A 16,580-nucleotide genomic window follows, 5' to 3' on the forward strand; every position below is an offset into this window, starting at 1 on the left:
CTTGTATACGCTTGTGAAGACAGGTTCTCAGAATGTTTCGTCAAAGCCTTGTGTTTCCAGTCGAAACATGCTATAATAAGAGGCATAAAAGCAATAGGAGTATGAGAAAAATGAACGAAAAATGGATTACCACATGGGGCAATGCCATTTCCATTACGGAACGCCGTCCCGAAAATTACGCCAAAAATTTGACGCTGCGCTATCCGATCACAATAATGCTGGATGCAAGTGCTGTTCGCATTACGCTGGACAACTTTTGCGGAAACGAATCTGTGACAATTACCAGCGCTTTTTTGGCAAAATCAGACGGTGCAAACGGCATTGTTCCGGACACCATAGTGCCGCTGCAATTCAACAGAAATGCTTCCGTGACAATTCCGGCAGGGGAACGAATCAAAAGTGATGCTGTTTCTTTTCCTATCAAGCGTGGGGAAAAGCTTGCCGTCAGCCTGTATTTCGCCGATTTTACAGAAATGCGTTCCGGCGTAGTGATTACCGGACCAATGTCGCAGGGATACTTTGCTGTCGGTGATCAGACACAGGCAGAACACCTGCATCCGGACACCTCCAAAAAAACGCACACTTTCTATTTCTTAAGTGATATTGAAGTCCTGACGAATGAGAAAAATCGCACTGTCATCTGCTTTGGCGATTCCATTACCGCACAGGCATGGCCAGACGATCTGATACAGCGAGTGCTGAAAGATGGAGACGGCACTACCGCAATTATTCGGAAAGCCGCCAGCGGCACACGCATTTTGCGGCAGTACGACAATATCACGTATGATTCCTACGGACTGAAAGGTGCCACCCGATTTCCACGGGAGATAGAAGTATCCGGCGCAGATACGGTAATCATCCAGCACGGCATCAACGACATCATTCATCCGGTTGGAACCGATGTCAATCCGTTTCGACCGTGGAGTGATCTGCCAAGCGCAGAGGATTTGATTGAGGGACTGCGGTTCTATGTGAAGATTGCCAGAGAAAAGGGGCTGCGTGTTTACATCGGAACTTTGCTGCCCATTGCCGGATGGCGCACCTATGCAGAGTTCCGTGAAGCCCTGCGAAATGAGGTCAACACATGGATTCGTACAACCGATGAAATCGATGGCTGCATTGACTTTGACCGTGCCCTGTGTGATCCGCAAAACCCAACTGCATTTGCCGATGGATTCGACAGCGGCGATCACCTGCACCCCAGTGCAGCAGCCTATGAGAAAATGGCAGAAACCATACCATCCGAAATTTTACATAGAAAGGAAGAAAATCGATGTTAGGAGAAGCTGAAAAGAAAAGACTGGAAAAAATCGCTGCTTCCCATCAAAATGTATGGGAGGCTTTCAAAGAAGTGGCCGGAAAACGATACGAGGAGTATCTGTGCACACTGGAAGAGAATATGCCAAAAACACAGGTACAGAAGCGAAAAGAATTGCAGGACATCCGAAACAGATGGAATGCTTCCGCAAAGCAAATTCAGGACATTGAAGACAAAGATCTGGAGCGTGTGCTGATTTATTTTGCAATGAACCTCCGGGGTGTCACCACAGGAGACGGCGTGAATAAATGGAATATCAAGAATGTTTTTCATGCAGAAAAGCTGAAAAAGCGCAATTCCATTGAGAGAAAGAACCTGCTTCGACTGGCGGTTGCCTTTGGCTTCACGACTGAGGAAACGAGAACTCTCATATTCCAGATTCTGGAAGGAAAAGAGCAGGACGATTTCAATCCCAGAAAAATGGAGGAAATTCTCTACTTTATCGCACTGAAAAAGGGGCTTCCGCTCTATACCAAGGGAACCAGCGGCACACCGAATGGCATCAATGTGTCATTGCAGGAGCTTTTTGTGTATGCACAGAAACTGTACCTGAAAAAGATGTTCTCAAGCAGCAGTGAAGAAGAAAACGATGGGTTCATTCAATTCTTGTATGACAACAAAATCAACGGTGCAGACATCAGCAACAACACAACCATCAACATTCTCCGTGCAGAGGAAATGAAGAAAACAGCACTGATGTATGCCATCTATCTTAGTTCTGGAACAACATCAAGCAGCATCGACCCGAAACAGCTAAAGAAAACAACAGAATTCTTTTCCAAGCTGAACGATCTGAGCGAGAAAATTGCAGGAAAATATCTGGCCAAAAATGTTCCTGCGATTTTTGAAGTTGCAAATATGTTCTTGACTGCCAGCCGGAATCGGTCTTCCAATGATCCGGAAACAACAGGGAAATTTGACTTTCTTCGCAGCATTTTCAGCGAACTCATGGAAGAATCGTCCAACATGAAGCAGACCGGCACAAATTACTTTGACTTAAATGGTCTGTTTCCGATTCTTGCGAAAAAGGCTGGAGAAATCGACGTAAGCCACCGTGCATCGATTGCAAGATTTATCATCGGCAAGCTTTCCACGGTTCAGAAAAAGCTGACAACACAAGGAGATATCTACTATTCACGTCTTGAACCATCCCAGCGTGATCTTGTTCCTGTAATCGCAGAATACATGAAAATATTTTTCAAAAACATTGAGGATGGTACAAGCCCCAAAGAACTGATCGATGTATATCAAAAGTACTGCGAATTCCAGAATGACTTTTATACGGGAATTGTTCAGCAGCTAGAGAACAAGCGGAGAGACAATGAACGGATTTCCGTTGGACGTTCCGAAGAGATCGATCTTGGCAGAGGCTCTGTTTCTACATCATATGACCAGACATACGGGACCTCGACCATTCAGATGACAGACTATTTGCAGCAGCAAATTGACGAGGCACAAACCAAAGAAGATGTAACACAAATCATCAAAGACAAAATAGAAGATGCATCATTCCATGTCTTTGAGCTCTACGAGAATCCTTATTTCAGAAACAGCCGCTGGAAATCTGTGGAAGATGAATTTGGAAAGCTGGAAATGGACAACAAAGATGCTAGCGCATCTGCCAGAGCATTTTTCAAAAAGATCGACTTCGATAGATTGCCCATTGCAAAAGGCGAGGTCATTCTGGGGGCAGATTCTGCCAAAATAACACGAAACGATCTCCTGAAGCTGTTCTTCTTGAAATTCGTCGCAGAAAGAACCGATTCTGATAGTCTAGATGATGATATGCTACCTGCCGACTTTAAAATCGACTTTCAAACATATTCTATCCGCATGTGCTGCTCCGAGATCTGCGAACAGAACGCATTGGATCAGTTCCTGCTCTATTGTCTGGATCAGCATCGGGAAGATGTTTTCGGTTTCTTGGTATCTGTTGCAGAAACATATCCCGATTTCACCAAAAAATTCTTTGGTCCTATCCGGAAATTTTTTAACTAACGCAAATTTGCTTGGGTATTCTGTGGTATCATAATCTCGTAAGGAGGACAAAACTTATGAGACCTGAATTTATGATTGACTACAGAAGCAAAACCGGAATCGAGCATCAGAAAAGAAATCTCGAAAATCAAGACGCATGTTTTTCCGAGATCCAAGAAGGGAAGAACGCATGCCTTTGCATCGCAGATGGCGCAGGAAGCAAAAAGCACGCTGCACTTGGCGCCCAGCAGCTCGTACAAAATCTCTGTACCACACTAATGCAAAATGCATCCGAACTTTTTCAAAAAGCCGAGCAGGAGATCTCGGATTTTCTCTCCGAAAAAATCCATCAGCTGCTCCGAGAAGTTGCAAAAGCCAAAAATGTCGAATTTCGTGAGCTATCGTCTACGCTGCTTTTCACCCTGACCAATGGAGAAACCTATATCACCGGACATTTGGGGGATGGCGTAATTCTTGGAGAGCAGGGAAGTAAGTGGAGTGTGCTCTCGTTTCCGCAAAACGGACAAACTGCAAGAACAACTTATCTGACCACAATGCCTCTTTTGAAAAATCATCTTCGCATCACCAAAAAGGATTGCAAAGAATTGAATCGGATTTGGATGATGACAGACGGCGCAATGTATGCCACGTTTCAGCCATATTTTCAGTTGCCGAAAGGACACTCTCTGGAAAAATCCATTTTACAGGCAGCGCATAAAATGACAGAAGATGATGCCACCTATGGCTATCTGGCATGGAAGGGAGAAGATTCATATGCCATCCCAATTTGACAGAGCACCTCTTCAGCCGGGAACATTTATCTCCCTGCGAAAGTGTGATTCGAAAACGGCAGAGGAACAGCAATTTGAAATCTTAGATATCCTCGGAAGCGGTTCCAGCATCATTTCCTATCGGGTAAAATTTCTGGATACCGATATGCGAACGTATTTCTATGTGCTCAAAGAAGTGTACCCGAAGCCCAAAGAAAACGATGTCAGCATCATCAGAAGCATTTCCAATAGTCTGCAAATCGACGAATACGAACAAAAATCAAAGTATCGGAATTCCTACCAGTATTGTAAAAACATCTACAAAGGTGCATATGATTTACAGCTAAAAATGGCAAATGGGATAGCGAAAAATGAAATCCTCAACCTCTCCACCTCCGCTCCGTTTGGACTGTATGAGGATCCCAATTCCAGTTCCACGGGGAATTATGCGCTCTACGCCCTGTTTCGCTATCAAATCGGAAAAAGATATGATATGATTGAAACAGAAGACCTTGAAAGCATTCTCTACACGCAAAAGCAAATTGCCACTGTAGTGCAGGCGTACATTGAAAACGGGTTCTTGTGGCTGGACATCAAAGAGAAAAACATCTACATTGTCGGAAATGGTGCTTTAAAAAGCGTCTCATTTTTCGATTTTGACAGCATGTTTTCTATTCAGACTTTGAAAAATTACCATTTTCAAAAAGATGTTCCGCCGGAGTTTGTCATTTCATTTACGCCATCCTCCGAGGAAATACGGATTCCAAAGGAAATGGATCGCATCCTTGACTTGAATAAAAACTATCGGCAATCGCTCTCTTCGGACACGGAACGCATGAAATTGGCAGAAAAATGCATCCATAACCTTGCTGAGAATGGGATCCGAACCGAACTATTCCTGCTCGGCTCGTTGCTGTTCAAGAGAATTTTCAAGTATGCTCCGAGTATCGAAACATGCAAAAAGCTGCAAAACAACATTCTTCCAGAGTGCCCGGCGCTGAGTCAGTACAGCTCTAACATCCGAGAAATGCTGCGTGATGCGTTTAAAAAGCTCTTGAATTACGATTGCCCCAAAAATCGCTATAACAGCATACAAGAATATTTCCACGCCATCGACAAGCTGATTTTGGCAATCCACCGGCATCAGAAACAGCCGCAATTTGTACAGGCAATACAGCAGCAGTTGTATCAGTATCCGCTCTATCATAATGTTTCGCATCAAGAGGAAAATAGAATCAACACACTGCTCATTGGCTTGGGCGATTTCGGCACCAAGTTTTTGGATGTATCCCTACAGGCAATTCAAATTCCCGGGAAAGATATCCATGCCACAATTCTCTTAAATTCCAGGGAAGAAAAAGAGCAGTATCTCTCTGAGCGTCCCTGCCTAAAGAATTTTTTCCACATAGACACGACGCATCAGGATACAAAAGATTGGTATGGATTTCTGAATTTCTTGTTCAAAGATGTCCACAAAAATGATGAAACAAAACTGAATACACTTTTTTCAGGATTGTTTGCATCTGCCGAAGAGGAGCCGCACGCCATTTTCATTGACACGGGAGATGACGCAAAAAATCTGAGGTTGGCAAAAATCGTGCATGAAATTTGGGGTAACTGTGACATCCACTTTGTGTGGGAGGGCAAGAACCCGCCAGAGATTCCACCATCATGCAAAGTGATCCATCCGCTTTGTATCTGCACGGATTTTCAGAAGAGTGACATCGCCAAACAAATGGAGCAAATCGCATTCAACGTGCATCTTCTTTGGGAAAAGGATCTGAATCTGAATTATCGTGAAGTTCGCAAAAATTACAGAAAGCCTTATAACCACGGTTCCTGCATCTCCTATATTTTCTCGCTCAAATACAAGCTCTATGCTCTCGGATTTGAGCTGGAACAAACACCCCCGGAAGAGCTGGCAAGACAGTATGCAGAATATTTGCAGAGCCATGCAGAAGAACGTCTGAATCTGATTTACTATGAGCACCGTAGATGGGTGACAGAAAAGCTGTGTGAAGGTTATCATTTGATTCCAGATTTAAATTTTCTCCCGGATCATGACACTACACATAGCCAGAATGGTCACATTTTTCTCCTGCGAAGTACCCCGAAGCAAGGGCTTTCCACGTGGACGCATGAGATGTGGGACGATGCCACACCGGAAATGCTGGAGCAGCTGGACGAATTGGAACAGCTCTCTGTTAAACTGCATCAGAATTTCCGAAAACACGCCAACCCAATGACGCTTACCGATCTGGAAAAACTATTTCATCCGCTCCAGGAAATTTTGGAAAAAGAACCGACACTCCTAGCATCGCTTCAAGAGTGGTACACCTGCATCTGGAATCTATTTTCTGAAACGAGTCATGCACGCTTGTACAAAGGTTTAAAGGACAAGCTTTCGAAGGGCGTCGATCAGGCGAAAAAGGCGCATCGCCTTACCGCCAACGAATGTGATGCGATAGAAAAAGAAATCGAAGGAATTCATCACAGAATCTATCCCATTTATGCCAGCAAGCTATACTACGACTATAAGAACGAGGATGTCAAGCTGGTCGATGCGATTCCGTTTATTCTGACCTATTCAGAAAAGAATCAGATGGCAATTCCGTATGCGCTGTCCGAAGCGGACAATACCATGAGATTTGGCAATGTCGCTGCAATCTCCATCGTTAACCCTGCTTCCGTGCTCTATTTCTGTTACTGTGACAGTACAGAAAAAATCGCACAGCTTCGCCACTCCATTCCAGATCTTCTTTTGTACCTGAAGAGAAAAGAATTGAAAGCGACCCTAAAGTTCCTGATCTTCTATCCAGAATCACTGAACTTTTTGATGGAAGAAGTTGATTTTTCCTTTGAGAAGCGTGGAAAGGTACAATGGATTCCGGTAAAGTCAGATTGCTGGCAGGAGGCCATTGCACAGAAATTGCTGAAACTGAGCAGAAAAAAAGATCATTTTTCTCTGGAAAAAAGAGCAGGAGATGCCCTTTCTGATGCGCTGGATGCCACCGGTATCTTTCAGAAGATTCCCAGCTACACTTTCGATTCTAAAAATCAGACGTTTTCGAATCTAAATCGCTGCGAAACATTTGCGTATATTTTCGCAAAGCCGTTTATCACAATTACAGATATGCTGCCAAAGAGTTCAACTTCTCATCTTCGCTCGGAATTTTTTGCGGAATATCGCGATTTGTGGGCACAGTATCAGAAATCTCCTGCAACATGGAAAGAATTGTGCTGCTGCCTGAGAAATCACGCTGCCGCACAAGACACCATTGCCTCCATGCGCATTGACAAAACCATTCGAGAACCAAAAGAGTTTTCGTATATCCTGCCAATTTCCTGTAGAACAGGCGTGCAAAAAGTTGTTCAAACACTGCAGGCACATGAAATTGTTACTGAAGAAAGCAAGATGATTGGACACACCTCCGATTCCTGCAAACTGATTCTTCATCAGAACGTTTCTTGCCAATCGCTGTTTGATCAACTCTTCGAAAACCTGCAATGCTTTGCACTTCCGGATCTGATTGTAATCTCCTGTGTTCCTGATGGGAAAGATGTTGTTGACGTGTCTGTTTCTTTTGATGCCCTCACAGTGAAGGACCTGCCGCGCACTTCGCTAACAGCGGATGCACGACATCTGCTGGAAGTGCTGCAAAAGAAAATGGGGTATCTCGTTGGAACAGAACTCAATACGGATGAGGAAACGCTTCAGTTTACCTATGCGACCTACCCTATCAAAAAAATGCTGACCAATCCGGAGCGTATCCTCGAAATTTACACCTACCACGCCGCGCGAGAAACCGGAAGGTTCCACGATGTCAAATGCGGGCTGATATTGCAAGAATCTGACACCACGCTTGCCTGTGTCCTAACTAAGAACTTCACATCATTCTTTGCAGTTTATGTTCCGCCGGAAAAAGCAACAGCAGCATTTGTGGCCGAGATTTCGAAGCAGGTGAAAAACGTTGGTATTCATCCCGTTTTGCTCTTTCTCACGGATACCGAAGCGCAGCGAGAGAAACTGAATGACCTGCTCTCTCATCGCACAGAGAAAATGCTGCCTGTATCCATATTTTCATTGCAGGAAAAATCAGAAAATTTTGAAACATTCCTGTGCCGTATCGCAGGTCACTGAAAATCGTTATTCACTCTTGTGGGACAATCCCGCAACACCATATTGAAAGGAAGCTATTATTATGTATTGTCCGAAACCAATTGACACAAGCGAAGTAAAACTGCCGGATGAAATGCTGGCACTGACCGAGAAAATTGCAGAAAATGTTCACGATGTCTGGGCGAAGGGTCGTATCTCCGAAGGCTGGACGTATGGGGAAGTGAAGGATCCCACCCAGAAGACGACACCGCTTCTGGTGCCTTATGCAGAACTGCCGGAGAGTGAAAAGGCATACGACCGCAACACCGCATTCGAAACACTCCGCCTGATCGTCAAGCTTGGTTACCACATCTCTAAGAAAGACTAGAGTTTATTGACACTAACGAAAAAATGTGATATCATATGTACATGAATATCACGAAAGAACAGTACGCAAAAATCGAAAATCATTTTCTGGTTCAGCAATGTAACGTAAAGATTGACAATTTCACTCTCAGATTGTCAATCAATCGTTACTAGTCTGCGGAAAAAGCTGCGAATTCTGCAACGGAAGCAACAGCCTCGGCGGTGGAAAAGTAGAGGCTTTCTATTTGCCGTACTTCAATTGGGAAAAGGAAATTGCAGAACTAAATGAAACCTATTGAAGCGGTCTTGTCCGTAGATAAATCCATAAAAAGAGAGGGAGCCCAATACCATGACAAAAAAAGAACGTGCGCTGCGTGCCTGTGAAGTGCTGGAACGCATCTATCCGGATGCGCTCTGTGCGCTGCATTACCAAGAACCGTATCAGCTGCTGATCGCTGTCCGGCTGTCTGCACAGTGTACAGATGCCAGAGTCAATCTTGTCACACCAACACTGTTTCAGAAATATCCGACACTACAGGATTTTGCAGATGCTGATATTTCCGAGCTGGAATCTGTCGTGAAGCCATGCGGTTTCTACCGGATGAAAGCCAAGAACATCAAGGAAATGGCAGAGCAGCTGCTGACCAAATACCATGGTGTCGTTCCGGATACCATGGAGGAATTGCTGACACTATCCGGCGTTGGCAGAAAAACAGCAAACTTGATTCTTGGAGATGTGTACGGCAAGCCTGCCATTGTCGCAGACACACATTTTATTCGAATTACCGGACGGCTTGGACTGACGAATTCCAAGGATCCGGTACAGGTGGAACGGGATCTCCGCCCGTTGGTACCCCCAGAGCGCTCCTCTGATTTTTGTCATCGCATTGTCTGGTTTGGACGAGACACCTGCCGTGCCAGAAAGCCGCAGTGCAATGGATGTCCGATGTCTGGTTTCTGTCCATCCTTTCCTGAAAATTGAAAGCCTATAAATCTTTTCAAATTCTATTGACAAATTATCATCGGTGTGCTATACTATTTATTGTATACTTTGAATGAAGGCGGTAAGTCCATGGGTATTTTTAGTAAACTATTCGGCTCCTACAGTACACGCGAACTCGCTCGCATTGAGCCGTTAAAAAAGAAAGTCTTAGATCTGGATGAGGAATATACAGCTCTTTCTGATGCAGATCTCAAAGAAAAAACCAATGAATTCCGAGATCGTCTGGAAGACGGCGAAACTCTGGAAAGCATGGAAGCGGAGGCTCTGGCGACGGTTCGTGAAGCGGCTTACCGTGTCCTTGGAAAAAAACCGTTCCCGGTACAGATCATTGGTGCAATTGTCCTGCATCAGGGGCGTATTGCCGAAATGAAGACCGGTGAAGGTAAAACTTTGGTTGCATGTGTTGCAGCTTATCTGAATGCGCTGACCGGAAAGGGCGTTCACGTTGTAACGGTCAACGACTACCTGGCAAAAACACAGTCCGATGAAATGGGAAAGGTTCTGCGTTTCCTCGGTCTGACAGTTGGATGTATTCTCCACGGTCTGACAAACGACCAGCGTCGGGAAGCTTATGCGTGTGATGTTACATATGGCACCAACAACGAACTCGGATTCGATTATCTGCGTGACAATATGGTCATCTACAAAAAGGACAAGGTTCAGCGCGGTCATAACTTTGCCATCGTGGACGAGGTGGACTCCATCCTGATTGATGAAGCAAGAACGCCTCTGATCATTTCCGGAAAGGGCGATAAGTCCACTGCACTGTATGGTGTCGTAGACAAGTTCGCCAAGACGCTGGAACCTGCCACTGTCGTAGAAATGGATGACAAACAGGATCAGGAAACTGTCAACGAAAATGCTGACTACATCATTGATGAAAAGGCAAAAACCGCAACTATCACAAGACGCGGTGTCAAGAAAGCAGAGGAATACTTTGCAGTTGAAAACCTGATGGATCCGGAAAATATGACACTGCTGCACCACATCAACCAGGCAATCAAGGCAAACGGTGTGATGCGGAAGGATATCGACTACATCGTAGAAGACGGCGAAGTTATCATCATCGATGAGTTCACCGGACGTAAGATGCTGGGCCGCCGTTTCAACGACGGACTGCACCAGGCAATTGAGGCGAAGGAAAACGTAAAGGTTGCACAGGAGTCCAAGACACTGGCAACCATCACATTCCAGAACTATTTCCGCCTGTACACCAAGCTCTCCGGTATGACCGGTACTGCAATGACCGAGGAAGATGAATTCCGTGAGATCTATAAGCTGGACGTTATTGCAATTCCTACCAATCGTCCTGTGAAGAGAATTGACCATACCGATTTGATCTATCGGACTGAAAAGGCAAAGTACAAGGCAATCATCGAACAGATTGCAGAGTGTCATGAAAAGGGTCAGCCGGTTCTGGTTGGTACTATTTCCATCGAAAAATCGGAGCTGCTCTCCGCAATGCTGAAACGCAAGGGCATCAAACACGAAGTCCTGAATGCAAAGTATCATGCAAAGGAAGCAGAAATCGTTGCACAGGCCGGAAAGCTGGGCGCCGTTACTATCGCAACCAATATGGCTGGACGTGGTACAGACATCATGCTCGGCGGTAACGCAGAATTTTTGGCAAAAGCCGAGATGCGGAAGCGGGAGTATCCGGAGGAAATTATCACGGCTGCTATTGGCTATGCGGATACCGATGATGAGGAAGTTCTGGCAGCAAGAGCCGTATATCAGGAACTGTACAAGAAGTTTGGTGAAGAAGTCAAGGAAAAGGCAGTCGCTGTCAAGGAGGCAGGCGGTCTGTACATCCTTGGTACAGAACGTCATGAATCCCGCCGTATCGACAACCAGCTCCGTGGTCGTTCCGGCCGTCAGGGTGACGAGGGCGAGAGTCGGTTCTTCCTGTCTGTCGAGGATGATCTGATGCGTATTTTCGCAGGTGACCGTCTGGAAAACATGATGCGTGCACTGAATGTGGATGAGGACATGCCGATTGAGAGTAAGTCTCTGACCAAGATCATTGAGTCTTCTCAGCGAAAGGTTGAGGGACGCAACTTCAACATCCGTAAGAATGTCCTGAACTACGACGATGTTATGAACACACAGCGTGAGATCATCTACAAGCAGCGTTCTCAGGTTCTGGATGGGGAAGATATCCACGACAGCATCATCAAGATGATCGAAGATCTGATTTGCGTCACCGTAAAGCAATACATCAACGAAGAGGTTACTGATCACGCACAGTGGAATCTGGTTGGGCTCCGTGACCACTTCCTGGGCTGGATTACAGAGGAAGACGATCTGGAATACAATGACACTGACCTTGCCGGATTGACACTTGATGATATTGTCAAGGCACTGACCGAAAAGGCAAAGGAACTCTATGCAGCGAAGGAAGAAGAGTACGGTTCCGATGTGATGCGTGAGTTGGAGCGTGTTGTACTTCTGAAGGTTGTTGATACCAAGTGGATGGCACACATCGACGATATGAACGAGTTGAAGAAGGGTATCGGACTCCGTGCATACGGTCAGCAGAACCCGGTTGTAGAATACCGCTACGAGGGCTTCGAGATGTTCGACGCAATGGTTGCTTCCATTCAGGAGGACACCGTCCGCATGCTGTTGACGGTAAAGCTCCAGAAGAATCAGGCACCGGAACGGGAACAGGTTTCCCAGCCGGATGCACCGAATGCTGGCGCAGGGGATGGAAGCTTCAGCGGACAGCGCCGCAACCCCAATAAGAAGAAAAAGTAAAATCCAAATGTAAATAACGGAAAACGGGGGACATGGCAATTTGCTGTGCTCCCTGTTTTTCCATGGAGGTCTATATGGAAGAAACCGGATATGAAACCTTTGCCTTCTACTACGATTCTCTGACGCAAAATGTCAATTACGACGAACGTGCAGAATATTTCGACCGCCTGATTCAAACATTTCTCCATTCCAGCGGAAATGTTCTGCTGGATCTGGCATGCGGAACCGGAACCATGTCAGAGAAAATGACTAAGCGAGGATATGATGTCATTGGCGTTGACTATTCTGATAGTATGCTGAACCAAGCATTGGAAAAAAAACTTGAAAAAGGGCTTTCCATTCAATATGTCATGCAGGATATGCGGGAGCTGGAATTGTATGGGACGGTAGACGCTACCATTTGTACACTGGACAGTCTGAACCATCTTCCATCGCTTGCGGACGTTACACGGGTTTTTCAGCGTGTGTTTGATGCAACAGAACCGGGCGGCGTTTTTCTATTTGACATGAATACATTGTATAAGCATCGTAAAATACTGGGAAACGAGATCTACCTCTACGAAACTGAAGATGTATACTGTGTCTGGGAAAATGAATTGCAAGATGACCAGTGCACTGTTCTGATTACACTACAAATTTTCTCACAGCTGGAAAATGGTCTGTACCGCAGAAAAACAGAATATATTACAGAGCGTGCCTATGCATCGGAACAGATTCAGGAAGCTTTGAAGAAAGTAGGCTTCCATGTTCTCGGCATTTATCACGCAGACACACTGGAGCCACTGAAAGAAGACAGCCAGCGAATGGTGGTTGCTGCAAGAAAGGAAGCATAATTATGGGTATTTTAAAACGTGCCATTGCGAAAGATGCCTCTGTTGTCGCATGTGCAATTGATGCAACAGACATCGTATCACAGATCGAATCGATTCATCAGACATCAGCAGTTGTTACCGCAGCTCTGGGACGTTTGAGCATTGCTGCAAGCATGATGGGATATGGATTGAAAAGCGAAAATGACAGCGTAACACTTCGTGTCAAAGGAAACGGTCCCACAGGAATGCTGACTGCAGTTGCCGACAGCCATGGCAATGTCAAAGCGGATGTAGAACATCCTGTTGTAGAAATTCCACTGAATGCACAGGGAAAGCTGGATGTCGGCGGTGCTGTCGGCAATGATGGAACCCTTTCCGTAGTCAAGGATTTGGGATTGAAAGAACCATATGTCGGAATCGTCCCCTTGGTATCCGGTGAAATTGCAGAAGATATTGCGCAGTACTTTGCCACAAGCGAACAGACACCGACTGTATGCGGACTCGGCGTTCTTGTAAATCCGGATCTTTCTGTCAAGGTTGCAGGCGGATATCTGATTCAGCTGCTCCCGTTTGCCAGTGATGCATGCATCGATACCATCGAAAATAACCTGAAATCAATGCCTCCGGTGACTACAATGATGACACAGGGAATGACGGCAGAGCAAATCGCTCTGCGGCTTTTGGACGGTTTGGAGCCGAATCTGCTGGATGAATCCGAGGTGGCATATCACTGTGATTGCAGCCGTATCCGCACGGAAAAAGTACTGGCCGCACTTGGCGAAAAAGAACTCACCAATCTATCAGAAGAGGGAAAGCCCATCGAGGTTTGCTGCCATTTCTGCAAAAAAGTATACACTTTCCAGCCAGAAGAACTGAAAGCCATGGCATTGCAAGTTGCAGGGAATCATACAGATGAAGCGTAAGAAAAAGCTGATCTTTTTAGTTGTCATTCTTGCTGTATGGCTGTTTCTCATGCTGCACCTCTCTTCGGCAAATGGAAAAACCACTTTGCAGGAGAGTATGGCGTTGTCAGAATTTCTTGGAAAGTGGATTTACCATACCCCTTCTGAGGCACAGCTGCACACATTAAATTTGCATCTCAGAAAATTGGCGCACGTGTTCCTATATCTGATATTTGGCGGACTGAATGCAATTCTTTGGAACTTACTTCTAGAAAAGCATGCCTTATGGAAGCGTACTGTTCCGGCAATTGTTCTCAGCATATTTGTTGCATTTGCAGACGAACTGCATAAAATCCCAATTGCGGGAAGACATTTCTCTTTTTCTGAATCCGTACTCAATGCAGTGAGTGCATGCATCACGATCTTGCTTCTCTTTTTGTTCTACCATCGACGAGAAAAATCGCTGCAAACACACAACGATAAAACGAATTAACTGCGATTTAAACAAAAAACGACGTTCATTCAGGCACATATTTTCTGAATGGATGCCGTTTTTTTCGCAATTTTGTTCAAAATGCTTTACTTTTCGAGAAAAATATTGTATAATAAAATATATGGAATGCCGAAAGTTGTGTTCCTTATCATGAGAAAGGATGTGATGTTTGTGGAAATTCAGAACAAGAGTCTGAATTTGTTTTCCAATGACTGGACTAACTCAGAGCGCATTTTATGGACGCCGTCCAGCACAACGAAAAAAGCACTTCTTTATGTACAGGAGATTGGAACACTAACCGTAAAAAAAGCACATGAAAGTCCAAGAAGTGCACTGGATTCCTATTTGTTTGTCATGGTATTGGAAGGAAACGGTACCTTTACTGTAAAAAATAAATCATATCATTTACACGAAGAGAATATCATCTTTTTAAACTGCAACAACGCCTATTCCCATTGCAGCAGTTCTGACAACCCGTGGAAAATTGCATGGATTCACTTCAACGGCTGCACTGCAGCAGCATTGTATGAGTTATTCGAGCAGCGCAATCCGTCTATTGTGATTTCTGCCAGCTTAGAGCCGTACAAGATTCTTTTCGAGCAAATCAAAAATACACTGAAAAATGAAGAGTTAAACTGCGAATTATATGCATCCCAATATCTCTCCCAGCTAACCACAATGCTAATTACCGCATCACAGGAGGAGCATCAGCGCAGCGCACGGGAGAGCATTGAAAAATGGGAGAAAATCCGCCTTTACTTAGAGGAGCATTTTGCGGAAAAAATCACACTGGAAGATCTAAGCCAGCGCTTTTCCATCAGCAAATACTACATGCTCCGCGAATTCAAAAAGCAATATGGTGTCACCATTATGCAGTACCTGAATCAATGTCGCATGAATCATGCCAAAAAGCTGCTGCGGTTCACCGAACTGTCTGTGGAAAAGATTGCAGAGAGTTGCGGAATTCCGGATGCCAGCTATTTTAACCGCACCTTCCGTGCTTCCGAGGGTCTTTCCGCTGGTTCTTTCCGAAATCAATGGAAGAATTAAACTTTCGCTTCTTTTTTGCGGTTAACAAAGTAAATTCCGCTGCATACGAGAAGCAGCGCGGCAATGGTCTGCAACCGAATTTCATCCCATTCCTTTAAGATGATCGCTGAAAGGAACACACCGAACACCTGATTCATAAATCCGTATACCGTGACTTTTGAAACCGGATTATATTGCAGCAGAATTCCCCAAATGGTATAGGCGACCGCAGAAATCATTGCCATGTAGATCATCAACAGAACAGGGGAGAAGCCTTGAAATGACAGGTGTCCTCCGGCAAGCACACCTATAACAGAAATACAAAGACCGCCAAATAAAAATTGATATCCGCTGAGCATCACTGAATTCTCCGTCTTGGAAAACTTTTTCAGGAAAATAGGGGAGAGCGCATTGGCGATATTGGAGATCAAAAGAGCGCCCTCTCCGTTCCACGAAAAGCCAAAATCCAAGCTCCGAAAATTCTGAAAGCTAATGAGAAAAATTCCGGAAAAACCCAGAATACAGCCTGCAAGTTTCGAGAAAGTCAGCTTTTCCTGCCGAAAAATCAGACAGACAAACAAAATCGAAAACAAAACACCTGTCCCGCCAAAGATAGAGCTTTTCACTGCAGTGGTATGTGCCAGTCCGATGTAAAAGAAAACGTATTGCAAAATCGTCTGGAACAGACTGACAACACCAATTTTGGGAAGCGCTGATTTCCGGAAAAGCAGGACTTTTCTCTGAAGAAGACTCCCAAATAAAATAACAAGGATCCCCGCTAAGAAAAAGCGCACGCCGGCAAATAACAGCTGTGATGCCGTATCCTCTGAGGCAATGTGAAATAGCCGATATCCCGTCTTGATGCAGGGGAACGCACTGCCCCAGAGTGCTGTGCACAGCAAAGCAAGGAAACAAACGATCACAGGGTGTTGCAGAAGTTGACTTGTTTTTTTCGTATGCAACATCAAATTCACTTCTTTCTAATTGATTTTCTTATTATAGCACATTTCTCCAGAAAAGACAAGAAACCGGCGCTGATGACCTTCATGGTATC

The 16,580-nt window shown here is 45.0% G+C and carries 12 protein-coding genes; 11 read left to right on the forward strand and 1 reads right to left on the reverse strand.

Annotated elements, in window-relative coordinates; all coding sequences use genetic code 11:
- The first annotated feature begins 110 nt into the window (after positions 1-110).
- The 11 genes from QZL66_RS10245 to QZL66_RS10295 all read left to right on the forward strand — a co-directional run bounded on the left by QZL66_RS10245 (position 111) and on the right by QZL66_RS10295 (position 15,547).
- Positions 111-1,280 carry a GDSL-type esterase/lipase family protein gene (locus QZL66_RS10245; RefSeq protein WP_022411623.1) on the forward strand — a complete coding sequence of 390 codons (1,170 nt, stop codon included), beginning with the start codon at positions 111-113 and terminating at the stop codon, positions 1,278-1,280.
- Positions 1,281-1,846: 566 nt separating this feature from the next.
- Positions 1,847-3,316, forward strand: coding sequence for a hypothetical protein (locus QZL66_RS10250; protein ID WP_293614999.1), 1,470 nt, complete (start codon positions 1,847-1,849; stop codon positions 3,314-3,316).
- Positions 3,317-3,372: 56 nt separating this feature from the next.
- Positions 3,373-4,086, forward strand: a complete 714-nt coding sequence (locus QZL66_RS10255) for a PP2C family serine/threonine-protein phosphatase (RefSeq protein ID WP_022411625.1) — start codon at positions 3,373-3,375, stop codon at positions 4,084-4,086.
- On the forward strand, positions 4,037-8,206 hold the full coding sequence (locus tag QZL66_RS10260) for a hypothetical protein (RefSeq protein ID WP_293615001.1): 4,170 nt from the start codon (positions 4,037-4,039) through the stop codon (positions 8,204-8,206). The genes QZL66_RS10255 and QZL66_RS10260 overlap by 50 nt, the downstream gene beginning before the upstream one ends.
- 61 nt (positions 8,207-8,267) lie before the next feature.
- A complete protein-coding gene (locus tag QZL66_RS10265) occupies positions 8,268-8,552 on the forward strand; it encodes a RyR domain-containing protein (protein ID WP_022411627.1) in 285 nt (94 codons plus the stop codon).
- A gap of 327 nt (positions 8,553-8,879) precedes the next feature.
- On the forward strand, positions 8,880-9,512 hold the full coding sequence (nth, locus tag QZL66_RS10270) for an endonuclease III (protein ID WP_022411628.1): 633 nt from the start codon (positions 8,880-8,882) through the stop codon (positions 9,510-9,512).
- Positions 9,513-9,602: 90 nt separating this feature from the next.
- Positions 9,603-12,290 carry a preprotein translocase subunit SecA gene (gene secA, locus QZL66_RS10275; RefSeq protein ID WP_022411629.1) on the forward strand — a complete coding sequence of 896 codons (2,688 nt, stop codon included), beginning with the start codon at positions 9,603-9,605 and terminating at the stop codon, positions 12,288-12,290.
- Positions 12,291-12,364: 74 nt separating this feature from the next.
- Positions 12,365-13,123 carry a class I SAM-dependent DNA methyltransferase gene (locus QZL66_RS10280; RefSeq protein WP_293615015.1) on the forward strand — a complete coding sequence of 253 codons (759 nt, stop codon included), beginning with the start codon at positions 12,365-12,367 and terminating at the stop codon, positions 13,121-13,123.
- A gap of 2 nt (positions 13,124-13,125) precedes the next feature.
- Complete coding sequence (hslO, locus tag QZL66_RS10285) at positions 13,126-14,025, forward strand: Hsp33 family molecular chaperone HslO (RefSeq protein WP_022411631.1); 900 nt, start codon at positions 13,126-13,128, stop codon at positions 14,023-14,025.
- Complete coding sequence (locus QZL66_RS10290) at positions 14,015-14,497, forward strand: VanZ family protein (protein ID WP_022411632.1); 483 nt, start codon at positions 14,015-14,017, stop codon at positions 14,495-14,497. Before hslO ends, QZL66_RS10290 begins: the two co-directional genes overlap by 11 nt.
- Positions 14,498-14,545: 48 nt before the next feature.
- Positions 14,546-15,547, forward strand: a complete 1,002-nt coding sequence (locus tag QZL66_RS10295) for an AraC family transcriptional regulator (protein ID WP_022411633.1) — start codon at positions 14,546-14,548, stop codon at positions 15,545-15,547.
- Here the strand turns inward: QZL66_RS10295 and QZL66_RS10300 are convergent.
- Positions 15,544-16,491, reverse strand: coding sequence for a DMT family transporter (locus QZL66_RS10300; protein WP_022411634.1), 948 nt, complete (start codon positions 16,489-16,491; stop codon positions 15,544-15,546). The genes QZL66_RS10295 and QZL66_RS10300 overlap by 4 nt on opposite strands.
- Between the last annotated feature and the right edge of the window lie 89 nt (positions 16,492-16,580).

Origin of the sequence: Ruminococcus sp. CAG:330, from assembly GCF_000437175.1 — a bacterium.
In the GTDB taxonomy this organism is placed as follows: Bacteria; Bacillota; Clostridia; order Oscillospirales; family Ruminococcaceae; genus Ruminococcus_C.